The sequence below is a fragment of the Actinoplanes sp. NPDC051346 genome, from assembly GCF_040682215.1.
GTDB lineage: Bacteria > Actinomycetota > Actinomycetes > Mycobacteriales > Micromonosporaceae > Actinoplanes.
In genome coordinates, this window is record NZ_JBFBAJ010000011.1 from 236,448 (window position 1) to 251,318 (window position 14,871).

14 protein-coding genes are annotated in these 14,871 nt (G+C 69.5%); 1 reads left to right on the forward strand and 13 read right to left on the reverse strand.

What is annotated here, in order from left to right; all coding sequences use genetic code 11:
* Window position 1: 1 nt before the first annotated feature.
* The 13 genes from nuoH to AB0M36_RS26620 all read right to left on the reverse strand — a co-directional run bounded on the left by nuoH (window position 2) and on the right by AB0M36_RS26620 (window position 14,383).
* A complete protein-coding gene (gene nuoH, locus AB0M36_RS26560) occupies window positions 2-1,390 on the reverse strand; it encodes an NADH-quinone oxidoreductase subunit NuoH (protein ID WP_364162215.1) in 1,389 nt (462 codons plus the stop codon).
* A gap of 2 nt (window positions 1,391-1,392) precedes the next feature.
* The gene (locus AB0M36_RS26565; RefSeq protein WP_364162218.1) at window positions 1,393-3,876 is read right to left on the reverse strand and encodes an NADH-quinone oxidoreductase subunit G; all 2,484 of its coding nucleotides are present in this window, start codon (window positions 3,874-3,876) and stop codon (window positions 1,393-1,395) included.
* Window positions 3,876-5,192, reverse strand: a complete 1,317-nt coding sequence (gene nuoF, locus AB0M36_RS26570) for an NADH-quinone oxidoreductase subunit NuoF (RefSeq protein ID WP_364162220.1) — start codon at window positions 5,190-5,192, stop codon at window positions 3,876-3,878. The genes AB0M36_RS26565 and nuoF overlap by 1 nt, the downstream gene beginning before the upstream one ends.
* Window positions 5,189-6,277, reverse strand: coding sequence for an NADH-quinone oxidoreductase subunit NuoE (gene nuoE / locus AB0M36_RS26575; protein WP_364162223.1), 1,089 nt, complete (start codon window positions 6,275-6,277; stop codon window positions 5,189-5,191). Before nuoE ends, nuoF begins: the two co-directional genes overlap by 4 nt.
* The gene (locus AB0M36_RS26580; protein ID WP_364162226.1) at window positions 6,278-7,603 is read right to left on the reverse strand and encodes an NADH-quinone oxidoreductase subunit D; all 1,326 of its coding nucleotides are present in this window, start codon (window positions 7,601-7,603) and stop codon (window positions 6,278-6,280) included. It abuts the gene before it with no gap.
* Window positions 7,600-8,328, reverse strand: coding sequence for an NADH-quinone oxidoreductase subunit C (locus tag AB0M36_RS26585; RefSeq protein WP_364162229.1), 729 nt, complete (start codon window positions 8,326-8,328; stop codon window positions 7,600-7,602). Before AB0M36_RS26585 ends, AB0M36_RS26580 begins: the two co-directional genes overlap by 4 nt.
* Window positions 8,325-8,996 carry an NADH-quinone oxidoreductase subunit B family protein gene (locus AB0M36_RS26590; protein WP_364162231.1) on the reverse strand — a complete coding sequence of 224 codons (672 nt, stop codon included), beginning with the start codon at window positions 8,994-8,996 and terminating at the stop codon, window positions 8,325-8,327. Before AB0M36_RS26590 ends, AB0M36_RS26585 begins: the two co-directional genes overlap by 4 nt.
* Window positions 8,997-9,001: 5 nt before the next feature.
* Window positions 9,002-9,367 carry an NADH-quinone oxidoreductase subunit A gene (locus AB0M36_RS26595; RefSeq protein ID WP_364162234.1) on the reverse strand — a complete coding sequence of 122 codons (366 nt, stop codon included), beginning with the start codon at window positions 9,365-9,367 and terminating at the stop codon, window positions 9,002-9,004.
* Between the two features lie 79 nt (window positions 9,368-9,446).
* The gene (locus AB0M36_RS26600) at window positions 9,447-10,727 is read right to left on the reverse strand and encodes a geranylgeranyl reductase family protein (RefSeq protein ID WP_364162236.1); all 1,281 of its coding nucleotides are present in this window, start codon (window positions 10,725-10,727) and stop codon (window positions 9,447-9,449) included.
* 98 nt (window positions 10,728-10,825) lie between these two features.
* A complete protein-coding gene (locus AB0M36_RS26605; RefSeq protein ID WP_364162239.1) occupies window positions 10,826-11,119 on the reverse strand; it encodes a hypothetical protein in 294 nt (97 codons plus the stop codon).
* A 97-nt stretch (window positions 11,120-11,216) separates the two neighbouring features.
* Window positions 11,217-11,912, reverse strand: a complete 696-nt coding sequence (locus AB0M36_RS26610; RefSeq protein ID WP_364162242.1) for a demethylmenaquinone methyltransferase — start codon at window positions 11,910-11,912, stop codon at window positions 11,217-11,219.
* Window positions 11,913-12,336: 424 nt separating this feature from the next.
* A complete protein-coding gene (gene mqnC, locus AB0M36_RS26615; RefSeq protein ID WP_364162245.1) occupies window positions 12,337-13,572 on the reverse strand; it encodes a cyclic dehypoxanthinyl futalosine synthase in 1,236 nt (411 codons plus the stop codon).
* Between the two features lie 46 nt (window positions 13,573-13,618).
* The gene (locus tag AB0M36_RS26620; RefSeq protein WP_364162248.1) at window positions 13,619-14,383 is read right to left on the reverse strand and encodes a TetR/AcrR family transcriptional regulator; all 765 of its coding nucleotides are present in this window, start codon (window positions 14,381-14,383) and stop codon (window positions 13,619-13,621) included.
* A gap of 73 nt (window positions 14,384-14,456) precedes the next feature.
* On the opposite strand from AB0M36_RS26620, the gene AB0M36_RS26625 reads away from it, so the two are divergent.
* On the forward strand, window positions 14,457-14,837 hold the full coding sequence (locus AB0M36_RS26625; protein ID WP_364162251.1) for a VOC family protein: 381 nt from the start codon (window positions 14,457-14,459) through the stop codon (window positions 14,835-14,837).
* The last annotated feature ends 34 nt before the right edge of the window (window positions 14,838-14,871 follow it).

A 14,871-nucleotide genomic window follows, 5' to 3' on the forward strand; every position in this document is an offset into this window, starting at 1 on the left:
GTCACACCTCCTTGTCTGACGTGTCGTCGGGGCTCGCGTTCGTGCCGCCGACCGTGGCCGGCTGGCGTTCGGCGACCGCGCGCCGGGCGCGCGGGCTGGGCGGGACCTGCAGGTCCATCGGTGGTACGGGGAAGCTGCCCGGCGGCCGCGCCGCGAGCTGTTCCTCGATGGAGTACTCCCGCTGCTTCTTGCTCGCCGGCCAGAGCAGCGCGATGCCGAGCACCACCACCGCCGCGACCGCGTACACCAGCCAGCGGGCTCCGCCGTCGACCCGGGTGTTGGTGACCCGGACGCCGGCGAGGAAGAGGATCCAGACCAGGTTGACCGGGATCAGCACCTTCCAGCCGAAGCGCATGAACTGGTCGTAGCGCATCCGGGGCAGCGTGGCCCGCAGCCAGATGAAGCCGAAGAGCAGGATCAGCACCTTGCCGAGCCACCAGACCATCGGCCACCAGCCGGAGTTGGCGCCCTCCCAGAAGGTGGTGATGGGCGCCGGCGCGCGCCAGCCGCCGAGGAACAGCGTGGTGGCGAACGCCGAGACGGTGATCATGTTGATGTACTCGGCGAGGAAGAAGAGCGCGAACTTGAACGACGAGTACTCGGTGTGGAAGCCGCCGACCAGCTCGGATTCCGCCTCGGGCAGGTCGAAGGGCGCCCGGTTGGTCTCACCCACCGCGGCGATGCAGTAGATGATGAAGCTGGGCAGCAGCAGGACCGCGTACCAGCTGGGCGCGGTCGGGTTCCAGCCGAGGATGTCGAAGGTCGATTCGCCGTTGCCGGCCTGCGCCTTGACGATCTGCGAGGTAGACATCGTCCCGGCGGTCATGAAGACCGCCACGATGGACAGGCCCATGGCGACCTCGTACGAGATCATCTGGGCGCTCGACCGCAGGCCACCGAGCAGCGGGTACGTCGAACCCGACGCCCACCCGGCGAGCACGACGCCGTAGACGCTCATCGAGGAGCAGGCGAGCAGCACCAGCACCGATACCGGCACGTCGGTGAGCTGCAGGGCGGTCTTGTGCCCGAAGATCGACACGACCGGCCCGAACGGGATCACCGAGAAGGCGGTGAAGGCGCAGGTCGCCGAGATCACCGGGGCGATGAAATAGACCACCTTGTCGGCGGTCTTCGGGATGATCTCCTCCTTGAACGGCAGCTTGATGCCGTCCGTGAGGCTCTGCAACCAGCCCTTGGGCCCGACCTGGTTGGGGCCTGGCCGGACCGCCATCCGGGCCACGACCTTGCGCTCGTAGTTGATCGTGAAGAGCGTCAGCAGCAGCAGGATGACGAAGACGCCCAGCAGCTTGATGAGCGTGATCCACCAGACGTCGTCTTCGAACGTCTGGAGCGTCGGATCCTGCGCGGCCCCGAGAATCAGAGTGTTCATTGTCAGTTCACCCCTTGGGCGAGGACCGGGCCCGGCTTGCCGGCGCTGAGCCGGACCACCGCTCCCGAGGTGACGCCGAGGCTGCGGCGCAGCGTCGAGCCCGGCGAGTTCGTGGGCAGCCACACCACCTGCGGGGGCAGGTCCGTGATCGCGGCCGGCAGCGTGATCGCACCCCGGTCGGTCGCGACCGTGACGGCGTCGCCGTCGGCCACGCCGAGCGTCTCGGCCAGGTCCTTGCCGAGCCGCACCAGTGGCGTGCGGGCGGTGCCGGCCAGCACCTCGTCGCCGTCGAGCAGCGTGCCGAGGTCGATCAGGTGGTGCCAGGTGGCGAGGACCGCCTCGCCCGCGGCGGGCCGCGCCGGCTCCGCCGCGGTGGCCGTCGGCAGCGCCGGGCGCTCCGAGCGGCTCGGCGGCATCGTGCCCAGCTCACGCCGGATCGCGACGACGTCCCCGGTGCCCAGGGAGATGCCTTCGGGGGCCCCCATGAGCGCGGCGACGGCCTCGAGCACCCGTCCGTCTGTCATCGCGCCGGTCGGCAGCACGGTCCCGAAGGTCCGCAGGCGGCCCTCCCAGTCCATATAGGTGCCGGACTTCTCGGCGGCCGGGGCGATCGGCAGCACCACGTCGGCGCGGCGGGTGACGGCGCTCTGCCGCAGCTCGACGCTGACCAGGAACGGCACCGCGTCGAGAGCCTGCTCGGCCAGGCGCGGATCCGCGAGGTCGGCCGGGTCGACGCCCGCGACCAGCAGGCCGCCGAGCGAACCGTCCGCGGCGGCCGCGACGATCGCGTCCGTGTCGCGGCCGGGGATGCCGGGCAGGGCGCCGGCCTCGATGCCCCAGGCGGTCGCGAGTTCGGCCCGCGCACCCGCGTCGGTGACCGGGCGGCCACCGGGAAGCAGGTTCGGCAGGCAGCCCGCGTCGACCGCGCCACGGTCACCCGCGCGTCGCGGCACCCAGGCCAGCCGGGCGCCGGTCCGCGCGGCGAGCGCCGCCGCGGCGGAGAACCCGCCGGGCACACTCGCCAGCCGCTCGCCGACGATCAGCAGGGCGCCGGGCACGGCGAGCGTGGCGGCCACCGTGGCGTCCGAGCCGAGGAGCCGGGCCTCGTCACCGGGCACGGCCGTGACCAACGTCGCGCCGAGCTTTTCGAAGCCCCGGCTCAGGTACGGCGCCACCGCCGTGACCTTCAGCTTGTTCTTCCCGTGTGCCTTGCGCAGCCGCAGGAAGAGGATCGGGCACTCCTCCTCGGGCTCGAGCCCGACGATGACCGCCGCCGGCGCGTTCTCGACGTCGGAGTAGGTGACGTCGGTGACGCCGGCGACCGAGGCGGCCAGGAAGTCGGCCTCCTCGCCCGACAGCGGCCGGGCCCGGAAGTCGATGTCGTTGGTGCCGAGCGCCACCCGGGCGAACTTCGCGTAGGCGTACGCGTCCTCGACGGTGAGACGGCCGCCGGTGAGCACGCCGACGCCGCGACCCTTGGCGGCGGCGAGGCCCTCGGCCGCGACCAGCAGCGCCTCGGACCACGAGGCTTCGCGCAACTCGCCGGAGCCGGCGTCGCGCACCAGCGGGGTGGTGATGCGGTCAAAGGCGGTGGCGTAGCGGAACCCCCACCGGCCCTTGTCGCAGTTCCACTCCTCGTTGACCGCCGCGTCGTCGCCGGCCAGGCGGCGCAGCACCTTGCCCCGCCGGTGGTCGGCACGCATGGCACAGCCCGCCGAGCAGTGCTCGCACGTCGTCGGCGTGGAGACCAGGTCGAACGGGCGGGCGCGGAACCTGTACTGCTCGCCGGTGAGCGCGCCGACCGGGCAGATCTGGATCGTGTTGCCGGAGAAGTAGGAGTTGAAGGCGACGTCGCCCTCGCCCTCGCCGACCTGCCCGTCGCCGGTGCCCCGGCCGCCGAAGAAGTCGTCCCGGTAGACGTTGATCTGCTCGCCGGAGGACCGGTCCATCAGGTCGATGAACTTGTCGCCGGCGATCTCCTCGGAGAACCGGGTGCAGCGCTGGCAGAGGATGCAACGCTCCCGGTCCAGCAGCACCTGGCTGGAGATGTGGATCGGCTTCTCGTACTCGCGCTTGTGCTCGTGGAACCGCGACTCGGCCCGGCCGTTGGTCATCGCCTGGTTCTGCAGCGGGCACTCGCCGCCCTTGTCGCAGGTCGGGCAGTCGAGCGGGTGGTTGGCGAGCAGCAGCTCCATCACGCCGCCCTGCGCCTTGGCGGCGACCTCCGAGGTGAGCTGGGTCTTGACGACCATGCCCTCGGCCACCGTCTGGGTGCAGGAGGCAACCGGCTTGCGCTGGCCCTCCACCTCGACCAGGCACTGCCGGCAGGCGCCGGCCGGGGCCAGCAGCGGGTGGTCGCAGAACCGCGGGATCGCGGTGCCCATCCGCTCGGCCACCCGGATCACCAGCTCGCCCTTGGCGGCGGTGACCTCGACGCCGTCGATGGTAAGCGTGACCTCATCGGCCTTCTTAGCTACATCGGTCATCAGTGCGCTCCTACCAGGGCCTTCGCGGACAGCCGCGGGGCGGTCCGGCCCTCGATGTAGTCCAGGTAGTCCTGCCGGAAGTACTTCAGCGTGGACATGACCGGGGTCGCCGCGCCGTCGCCCAGGCCGCAGAACGACCGGCCGAAGATGTTGTCCGCGGTGTCCTGCAGCGTGTCCAGGTCCTTGTAGGTGCCTTCGCCCGACAGGATCCGGCGGTACGTGCGGACCATCCAGTAGTTGCCCTCGCGGCACGGGGTGCACTTGCCGCAGGACTCGTGGTGGTAGAACTCCAGCCAGCGCCAGGTCGCGTAGACCGGGCAGTCCTGGTCGGAGAAGATCTGCATCGCCGTCGTGCCCAGGATCGAGCCCGCCGCGGCCACTCCCTCGAAGTCCATCGCGGTGTCGATGTGCTCGGCCGTCAGCAGCGGCGTCGACGAGCCGCCCGGCGTCCAGAACTTCAGGGTGTGGCCCGGCTTCATGCCGCCGGCCAGCTCGATCAGCTCGCGCAGCGTGATGCCGAGGCCGCACTCGTACTGTCCCGGGTTGGCGATCCGGCCGGAGAGCGAGTAGATCATCGGGCCGGACGACTTCTCCGTGCCCATGCTCTTCCACCAGTCGGCCCCGCCCAGCACGATGTACGGCACGGAGGCGATGGTCCCGACGTTGTTGACGACGGTGGGGCTGGCGTAGAGGCCGGCGACCGCGGGGAACGGCGGGCGCAGCCGGGGCTGGCCGCGGAAGCCCTCGAGCGAGTCGAGCAGCGCCGTCTCCTCGCCGCAGATGTAGGCGCCGGCGCCGCTGTGCACCACCAGGTCCAGGTCGAACCCGGAGCCGAGAATGTTCTCGCCGAGGTAGCCCTTGGCGTACGCCTGGTTGACGGCGTGCCGCAGCCGGCGGGCGGCGTGCACGGCCTCGCCGCGGATGTAGATGTACGCCCGGCTGGCGCGGATCGCGTAGGACGCGATGATCGCGCCCTCGATCAGCGAGTGCGGGTCGTAGGTCATCAACGGCAGGTCCTTGCAGGTGCCGGGCTCACCCTCGTCGGCGTTGATGACGAGGTAGTGCGGCTTGCCGTCGCCCTGCGGGATGAAGCCCCACTTGAGACCGGTCGGGAAGCCCGCACCGCCGCGGCCGCGCAGGCCGGAGTCCTTGACGAGCTGGATCAGGTCGTCCGGGTGCACGTCGAGCGCCTTACGGACGGCGGCGTACCCGTCGAGCCGCTCGTACGTCTCGATCTTCCAGGCGTCCGGCGAGAGCCAGCGCTTGGTGAGCACGGGGGTGAGCTTCTGGAGCACCTCAGGCCGTGGCTGGGTCACTTCTTCTCCTTGGTGCCGCGCTTGCCATCGCCGGCGGGCTTGCCGTCGCCGGCCGGAGCGTTGCCCGCCGGACCCGCCTGCGCCGCGTCGACCTTCGCCGGATTCGGAGTGGGCGTGGACGCGTCCGGGTTGCGCACCTCCGCGGTGCGTACCTCCGGGTCCTTGGCGTCGCCGGCCTGGACCGGCGCGCCCGCCTTGCGGTGCTCGATCACATGCTCGGCCTTGTCGACGACCGTGGCCGCCGCGGTCTTGACCGCCTCCGCCGCCTTCTTGGCCGCGCTGGCCAGCTTGCCCTCGGGCTTCGCCGTCGGCGCGCCCGCCGGCGCCGGGTCCTTCACGGCCTTGGCGGACTCGTCACGGGCCGGCTTGGTGGTCGTGATCGGAGTGTCGATGTTGAAATTCGGCACCGCCACGCCGTGTTGCTGGGCCAGCGTCACGCCCCGCAGCGTCGGCGCGCCCGCGGGACCGTCGGCCACCGCGCTGTCGCGCTCGTCGGCGAAGCCGGCGAGCTGGAGCTGCATCTCCTTGAGCGAGCACAGGCGCGCACCGCGGCTCGGCGCGGGCCGCTCGCCCTTGCGCAGGCTCTCGACCAGGCCGACCGCCGCGTCGGGGGTGGCCTGGTCGATGGTGAAGTCGTAGTTGACCGTCACGACCGGCGCGTAGTCGCACGCCGCGAGGCACTCGGCGTGCTCGAGCGTGATCTTGCCGTCGGCCGTGGTCTCGTCGTGGCCGACGCCGAGGTGCTCGGTCAGGCCGTCGTAGATCTCCTGGCCGCCCAGCACGTTGCACAGCGTGTTGGTGCAGACGCTGACCAGGTATTCGCCGGTGGGGCGGCGCTTGTACATGGTGTAGAACGTGGCGACCGCGCCGACCTGGGCCTTGTTGATGCCCAGAACTTCGGCGCAGAACGCGACGCCGTCGGGGCTGACGTGCCCCTCGACCGTCTGCACAAGGTGCAGCAGCGGCAGCAGCGCGGAACGCTCGCGGCCGACCGGGTAGCGGGCGATGATCTCGCGCGCCTGTTCCAGGAGCTTCTCCGCGAGCGGCGCCGCGGCTGGGGAGAAGTCCACCGTGGTATCGGACATTTAGCGGTCACACCCACCCATCACGGGGTCCAGGGAGGCGCCGCCGGCGATCACGTCGGCCAGCAGGGCGCCCTCGGCCATCGCGGGGATGGCCTGGAGGTTCACGAAGCTCGGGTCACGCATGTGCACGCGGTAGGGATGCGTGCCGCCGTCGGACACCGCGTGCACGCCGAGCTCGCCGCGCGGGTGCTCGATGCCGACGTAGACCTGGCCCGGGGGAACCCGGAAGCCCTCGGTCACGAGCTTGAAGTGATGGATCAGCGACTCCATCGACTGGCCCATGATCTTGGCGACGTGCTCGAGCGAGTTGCCCAGGCCGTCGACGCCGATGGCGAGCTGGGCGGGCCAGGCGATCTTCTTGTCGGCGAGCATGATCGGGCCGGGCCGGAGCCGGTCCAGCGCCTGCTCGACGATCTTGAGGGATTCGCGGATCTCCGCCATGCGGACCAGGTACCGGCCCCAGACGTCGCCGGTCTGCGCGGTCGGCACGTCGAACTCGTAGGTCTCGTACCCGCAGTAGGGCGTGGTCTTGCGCAGGTCCCAGGCGAGGCCGGCGGAGCGCAGCACGGGGCCGGTGACGCCCAGCGACAGGCAGCCCGTCACGTCCAGGACGGCGACGCCCTGGGTGCGCTCGTGCCAGATCACCTGGCCGGAGAGCAGGGCTTCGTACTCCTTGAGCTTCTTGGGCAGGTACTTCAGGAAGTCGCGGATCTTCTTGATCGCCGACTCCGGGATGTCCTGCGCGACGCCGCCGGGGCGGAAGTACGCGTGGTTCATCCGCAGGCCGGAGGTCTCCTCGAAGATGTCGAGGATGTACTCGCGCTCGCGGAAGCCGTACAGCATCATCGAGATCGCGCCGAGCTCCATGCCGGTGGTGGCGATCCAGACCAGGTGCGACGAGATCCGGTTGAGCTCCATGAAGAGCACCCGGATGGTGTTCGCCCGCTCGGTGATCTGGTCCTCGACGCCCAGCAGCTTCTCGACCGCCATGCAGTAGCCGGCCTCGTTGAACAGCGGCGCGAGGTAGTCCGCGCGGGTCACGAACGTCGTGCCCTGCGTCCAGTTGCGGTATTCGAGGTTCTTCTCGATGCCGGTGTGCAGGTAGCCGATGACCGGCCGGGCCTCGGTGACCGTCTCACCCTCGAGCTCGAGCACCAGCCGCAGCACGCCGTGCGTGGACGGGTGCTGCGGTCCCATGTTGACGACGATCTTCTCGTTGCTGAGCGGATCGATGCTGTCGGTGACGGTGTTCCAGTCGCCGCCGGTGACCGTGAAGACGCGGCCCTCGGTGGTCTCACGCTCGGTGGCGTATCCCGACTGTGTCATTGGTAGACCCTCCGCTGGTCAGGAGGCGGAATTTCGGCGCCCTTGTACTCGACGGGAACGCCGCCGAGCGGATAGTCCTTGCGCTGCGGGAAGCCCTCCCAGTCGTCCGGCATCAGGATCCGCGTCAGGTTCGGGTGGCCGGTGAAGACCACGCCGAACATGTCGTAGGTCTCCCGCTCCTGCCAGTCGGCGGTCGGGTAGACGCTCGTCACGCTCGGCAGGCTGCCGCCCGCGGCGACCGCGGCCTCGAGCCGCACCCGGCGCCGGTAGGTCATCGAGGTCAGGTGATAGACGACGTGCAGCCGGCGGGAATCCGAGCCGAGGTAGTCCACCCCCGACACCGACGAGCACAGCTCGAAGCGCAGCCCCTCGTCGTCGCGCATGATCTGGCAGACCTCGGCGATCCGCTCCGGCGCGATGTGCAGCGTCAGTTCGCCACGGTCCACGACGACCTTCTCGATCGCGTCGGAGAAGCCGGGGTAGGCCTCCTCGAGCGCGTCGTAGACCTCGTCGAAGTACCCGCCGAACGGCCGCGGGCTGTCCGCCGTGGTCGGACGCCGGCGGACCAGGCCGCCGAAGCCGGACACGTCGCCGGTGCCCTGGATGCCGAACATGCCCTTGTCGGGGCTCGGCGGCGTCTGCGCCGGAGCGCCCAGGTTCGCGCCGGTCGGCTGGGCCGCCGGTACACCGCCGTCGGACGTCGGGGACGAGGGGTGCGTGCTCACTTGCCACCTTCCCGCAGGTGCGGCTGAAGCTTCATCCAGTTCTCGATGCGGAGCTGCTCCTCGCGGCCTTCCTTGACCGCCTGGGTCCACTCGGCACGCCGGGCCTTGTCCGCCCGGTACGACGAGGGCATCGCGCCCGGGGCCACGACCGGCACGTCACCGCGCTCGATGCGGGCCGCCAGCATCTTGCGGCCGTTCGGGCCGAGCGGCTGGGCCATGACCTTCTCGCGCATCTTGAGGATCGCGTCGATCAGCATCTCCGGTCGCGGCGGGCAGCCGGGCAGGTAGATGTCGACCGGGACGATGTGGTCGACGCCCTGCACGATCGCGTAGTTGTTAAACATGCCGCCGGACGAGGCGCACACGCCCATCGAGATCACCGAGCGGGGCTCCGGCATCTGGTCGTAGATCTGCCGGACGACGGGGGCCATCTTCTGGCTGACCCGGCCCGCGACGATCATCAGGTCGGCCTGGCGGGGCGAGGCCCGGAAGACCTCCATGCCCCAGCGGCCCAGGTCGTAGTGCGGGCCGCCGGCGGCCATCATCTCGATGGCGCAGCAGGCGAGGCCGAACGTGGCGCCCCAGAACGACGACTTGCGGGCCCAGTTCGAAAGCTTCTCCACCGAGGTCAGCAGGATGCCGCTCGGGAGTTTCTCTTCGATTCCCAATGCACTCAGTCCCAGTTGAGGCCGCCACGCCGCCACACGTAGGTGTAGGCGATGAAGACGGTGACGATGAAGAGGACCATCTCGATGAAGCCGAACAGGCCGAGCGCCTCGAAGGACACGGCCCACGGGTACAGGAAGATGGTCTCGATGTCGAAGATGATGAAGAGCATCGCGGTCAGGTAGAACTTGACCGGGAAGCGTCCACCACCGATGGGCTGGGGCGCCGGCTCGATGCCGCACTCGTACGCGTCCAGCTTGGCGCGGTTGTAGCGCTTGGGCCCGACGATCGGAGCGACCGACACCGAGAACAGGGCGAAGAGCATACCGAGAATCAGTAGCCCGACGATCGGTACGTAAGGATTGAGCGTCATGCCTTCTCCTGCTCGACTGTTAGCCGCTTCACACTATTAATGCGCATTCGCCCGGCCTCGACCGGGGGTCGGCGAATACTCATACCGCAGGTGCAACCTTCGTCAGACCGTTGATGATGCGGTCCATGGCGTCTCCGTCCCGCGGATCCGTCAGGTTGGCGAGCAGCTTGAGCACGAAGCGCATCAGGGTCGGGTGCGGCATCCCGTGCTTGGTGGCGATGCGCATGATCTGCGGGTTGCCGATGAGCTTCACGAACACCCCGCCGAGCCGGTAGTAGCCGCCGAAGCGGACCTTCAACTCGGCCGGGTAGGCGCGCAGGGCCCGCTCGCGGTCGGGGCCGGCGGCGCGGGCGAGCGCCTGGACGGCGACCTCCGCGGCCAGTTCGCCGGACTCCATGGCGTAAGCGATGCCCTCGCCGTTCATGGGGTTGACCATGCCGCCGGAGTCGCCGACCAGCATCATGCCGCGCGTGTAGTGCGGCACCCGGTTGAAGCCCATCGGCAGGGCGGCACCCAGGATCGGCCCGTCGGCGTTCTCCTCGCCGCGCATGCCCCAGTCCTCCGGGGTGGTGTTGAGCCAGTCGCTGAGCATCGCCCGGTAGTTCGTCTTGCCGAAGGCGCTGGACGAGTTGAGGATGCCGAGGCCCACATTGACCCGACCGTCGCCGAGGCCGAAGATCCAGCCATAGCCGGGAAGCAGCCGGTCACGGTCCTGCGCGCTGCGGAGTTCCAACCACGACTCCAGGTAGTCGTCGTCGGCGCGGACCGGGGAGTGGAAGTAGCGCCGCACGGCCACGCCGATCGGCCGGTCGTCACGCTTGGCGAGACCCATCGCGAGCGGCAGCTTGCCGGACACACCGTCCGCCGCGATCACCAGCGGGGCGCGATACTGAACGGGTTCCTTCGTGGAGCCGAGCTTGGCCTCCACACCGATCGCGTGGCCGTCGGCGTCCAGCACCGGGCCGGTGACCGTGACGCCGGTGCGCAGCAGCGCGCCGGCCTCGACGGCCCGCTGCGCGAGCATGTCGTCGAAGTCGAGGCGGGTGCGCACGAGGCCGTAGTTCGGGAAGCTCGCGAGGTCGGGCCAGTCGAGCTCGAGGCGCACGCCACCGCCGATCACCCGCAGGCCTCTGTTTTGGAGCCAGCCGGCCTTCTCGGACGTGTCCACGCCCATGCGCACGAGCTGTCTCACCGCCCTCGGAGTGAGGCCGTCGCCACAAACCTTCTCGCGCGGGAACTGGGTTTTCTCCAGTAGCAGTACTCTCAGCCCGTGCCTGGCCATGTGGTAGGCCGCGGCGGATCCACCCGGCCCGGCTCCGACCACGATCACGTCAGCCTCGTCGGCGACGGTCCCGTTCACGGCTCACCTCCGTCTCGCGCGGGCTCGTGAAACAGTTCACAAGCCAGCCCAGTCCGGAGTCTAAGACCGGCATTGAAGCGGATTAGGGTTAGGGAACCCTAACTATTTCCCGGCTGCGGAAATACCGCCGAACTTTCACTGCCCGCTTCGCGGAGCGCCCGATCTGCGACCTCCCGCGTAACCCCGTCCAGGTACTGGAGAAACGTACCGCCCAGGACCCGGTCCAGTTGCACGATCAGCTCATCCACCAGCCGCTGCGCCTGTCCGGGATCGTGGGCGGCCACCACGCGGATGCGGTGCGCCAACTCCATGGCCCGCCGCTCGCCCTCGTCCCGGTCGTCGATCGCGACGTCGATGTCCGAGTCGTCGACGAAAAGGTCGATAGTCGTCATACCTCGAGCTAACACCTCGGTATGGGCGAAATCGGGCGAACTTCGGTTTTTAGCCCTTCCTAGTATTTGCTCCGGCGCTCAGTATTTGCTCCAGCGCTCAGCATTTCGTCGCGCGGTGCAGAGCGACGATGCCCCCGCTGAGATTGCGCCAGGCGACCCGGTCCCACGGCCCGGACCCGGCGATGCGGGACGCGAGCTCCCCCTGGTCCGGCCAGGCCCGGATCGACTCGGCGAGATACACGTACGCGTCCGGGTTGCTGGAAACCCCTCGCGCCACCGCCGGAAGGCTGCGCATCAGGTACGACATGTAGACCGTGCGGAAGGCGGCGTTCGTCGGGCTGCTGAACTCGCACACCACCAGCCGGCCACCCCGCCGCGTCACCCGCGCCAACTCGCGCAGCGCCGCGCCCGTGTCGACGACATTGCGCAGGGCGAAGGAGATCGTGACGGCGTCGAAGGCCTCGTCGGCGAAGGGCAGCCGCAGCGCGTCCCCCGCGACCAGCGGAACGTCCCGGCGCACGCGGCGCCCCGCCTGAAGCATGCCGGTCGAGAGGTCGGCCCCGACCGCGAAGGCGCCGGAACGGCCCAGCTCCGCGGTCGACACACCGGTGCCGGCGCCGACGTCGAGGACCCGCTCTCCCGGTCGCAGACCCAGCGCGGCCCGGGTCGCCCGGCGCCAGCCGCGATCCTGCCCGAAGGAGAGCACGGTGTTGGTGAGGTCGTACCGCTCGGCAACGCCGTCGAACATCTCGGCGACCTCGTGCGGCTGCTTATCCAAGTCTGCGCGCGTCACACATCTACTCTGCCCCATCCGACCGCCCCACCCGCCGCCCATAAACGGACTGAAGGCTGCGTCACACAGAACCGGCGGGGATGGTCACCCATCCCCGCCGTTCCTTGTGCGTTATATATACGACCGCCATCGGTCGGGTCCGAACCCACCGCCGGCGGTCATGATGCCTCGGCGACGCTTGGGTGTTGCTGGTGCTACGGGTTGTTACGCAGGCACGGTAACCAGCGCGAACACCGCCAGCACAGAGACACGCGGAGCTCGTTACCGAGGAGCAATCCGCACCTCTCCGGTCCGCCGACCCTCGCCTGTCCGATCGGCCGACCCCGACTGCCGTACGGCCCATCGACACCCCTCAACGGCGGTGGGCGCCCGACACATCCCGGCCCCACCGACGCCGCCGCACCCAAGCGGCCATCGGCATGCGTCAGCCGGCGTCGACCAGCGGCAGGTTCTTGCGGCCGCTGTCGGGCATCGCGATGGACGAGAAGTGCGAGACCACCCGCTCATCGGTGGGATCGTCCGCCTCCGTGCGGTGCACGGCCAGGTGGCGATAGAGGGTGTCGCGCTGGGCGGGGACGCGACCCGCCGTCCGGATCATCCAGATCAGCTCGTGCAGGTTCGACCGGTGCCGGGCGCCCGCCGAGGAGATGACGTTCTCCTCGAGCATGATCGAACCCAGGTCGTCGACGCCGAGGTGCAGCGACAGCTGGCCGACGTCCTTGCCCGTGGTCAGCCACGAGGACTGCAGGTGGGCGATGTTGTCGAAGAACAGCCGGGACACCGCGACGAACCGCAGGTATTCCAGCGTGGTCGCCTGGGTGCGGCCCTTGAGGTGGTTGTTCTCCGGCTGGTACGTCCACGGGATGAACGCCCGGAAGCCGCCCACGCCGTTGAACGCCTCGACCGGCGAGTCCACGTACCCGTTGGCGACGGCCAGGTCCTGCACCTCGCGGATCATCCGGATGTGCTCGATGCGCTCGGCGTTGGTTTCGCCCGTACCCATCATCATGGTCGCCGTGGAGCTCAGCCCGTTGCGGTGGGCGACCGCCATGACCTCCAGCCAGCGCGCCCCGGACTCCTTGAGCGGGGCGATCGCCTTGCGGGGCCGCTCGGGCAGCATCTCCGCGCCGGCACCGGCGATGGAGTCCAGCCCGGCGGCCTTGATCCGCACGACGGCCTCTTCGATGGAGACGTCGGAGACCTTGGCCATGTGCAGGATCTCGCTGGGGCCGATGGAGTGGATGGCGAGCTGTGGGTAGGCCGTCTTGACCGAGGAGAAGAGGTTCTCGTAATACTCGACGCCGTAGTCGGGGTGGTGCCCGCCCTGCAACATCACCTGGGTGGCGCCGAGGTCGACGGCCTCGCCGCACCGGCGGAGGATCTCCTCCATCGGGTGCGACCAGCCCTCCGCGTGCTTCGGCGCCCGGTAGAAGGCGCAGAACTTGCACGCGGTGACGCAGACATTCGTGTAATTGATGTTGCGATCGATCAGGTAGGTGACGATGCCGTCGGGGAACCGCCGCCGCCGCACGGCGTCCGCCGCCTCGCCCAGGGCGTGGAACGGGGCGTCGGTGTAGAGCAGCAAGGCCTCGTCGGGCGTGATCCGCCCGCCGTCGGCTCCCCGCTGCAGAATGCTGTCGATCTCCGCGTTCACCGTCACGCCTCGAAGACTACGTCGCCCCGCCACCCGCGGTCAGCGGCGAGGGTCACTGCCGCGTCGCTTCGCCACCGCCTTGCTTGGACCCGATGAGGGCCTCAAGTCCGTCGAGCACCCGCTCCAGGCCGAAGGCGTACGCATGCTCGGCGTTGAATGCCGCACCCAGCTCGGCTCCCGCCGCCTCGCCGATCTGGACGGCGATCGGGTAGCGATGCCGGTCGAACACCTTTTCCAGCAGCGGGCCGCTCTCCTCCCACCACTGAGCGTCGGTCTGGTCGGTGCGCTCCGCCACCGCCCGCGACTGCGCCGCGACCCGGGACGAGTGCTGCACGAAACCCAGTAGGAAGGTCAGCGCGGAGTCGGTCTCCACCTCGGTGAGCCCGGACCCGTGGAACGCCCGGAGCTCATGGTCGTATTTCGCCATCAGGCCAGGCCCGAGTGGTGGCCGACTCGCCGAAAGCTGCGCGGCCCACGGGTGGTCGTCATACAGCCGCCGATTCTCGCTCGCCACCGCCACGGCCCGCTCCCGCCATCCGGGCGCGTCCTCCTCCGCTCGCGGCATCCGCAGGTAGAGGGCGTCGAGCATGAGATCAAGAAGGGCCGCTTTATCCGGTACGTACGTGTAAAGCGTCATGGGCACCACGCCGAGCTCCTGGGCCACCCGCCGCATGCTGACCGCGTCGAGCCCCTCGGCGTCGGCGAGCGCGATGGCGGCGTCGACGACCTGCGTCAGCGACAGCCCCTTCCGGCGTCCACGCCGGCTCTGCGGCTCCTCGAACCACAGCAGATCGATCGTGCGTCGCGCCTCGGCCACGAGGTTGCACTCCTTTCTTGTACGGTGTATCTTATACAGCGTCCAGAAACTACGCAGGCCGCCGGGAGGCACCGTGCGCATTTCTTCGTCCGCCGTCTCACTCACCGTCGACGACGTCCCCGCCTCCAGCAAGTTTCTCGCTACGCACTTCGGCTTCACCGAGCGGATGTCCGCCGACGGATTCGCGTCCCTCGGTCGCGACGACAACGCAATGGACGTGATCTTCCTGCGCCGAGGCCTGGAGGTCCTGCCCGAGGAGCTGCGAGACCGCCACGCCAGCGGCACCATCGTCGCGTTCGTGGTCGACGACCTCGCGGCCGAGCACGAGCGCCTCCGGGCGGAAGGCGCCCCCGTCACCCTGCCGCCCAGGGAAGAGCCCTGGGGCGAGCGCCTGTTCATGGTCACCGACCCCAACGGCATCGTGTACGAGTTGGTCGAGTGGGTGACGCCGTGAGCCTCGAGACAGCTCGGTCGTTAATCTCGATGGG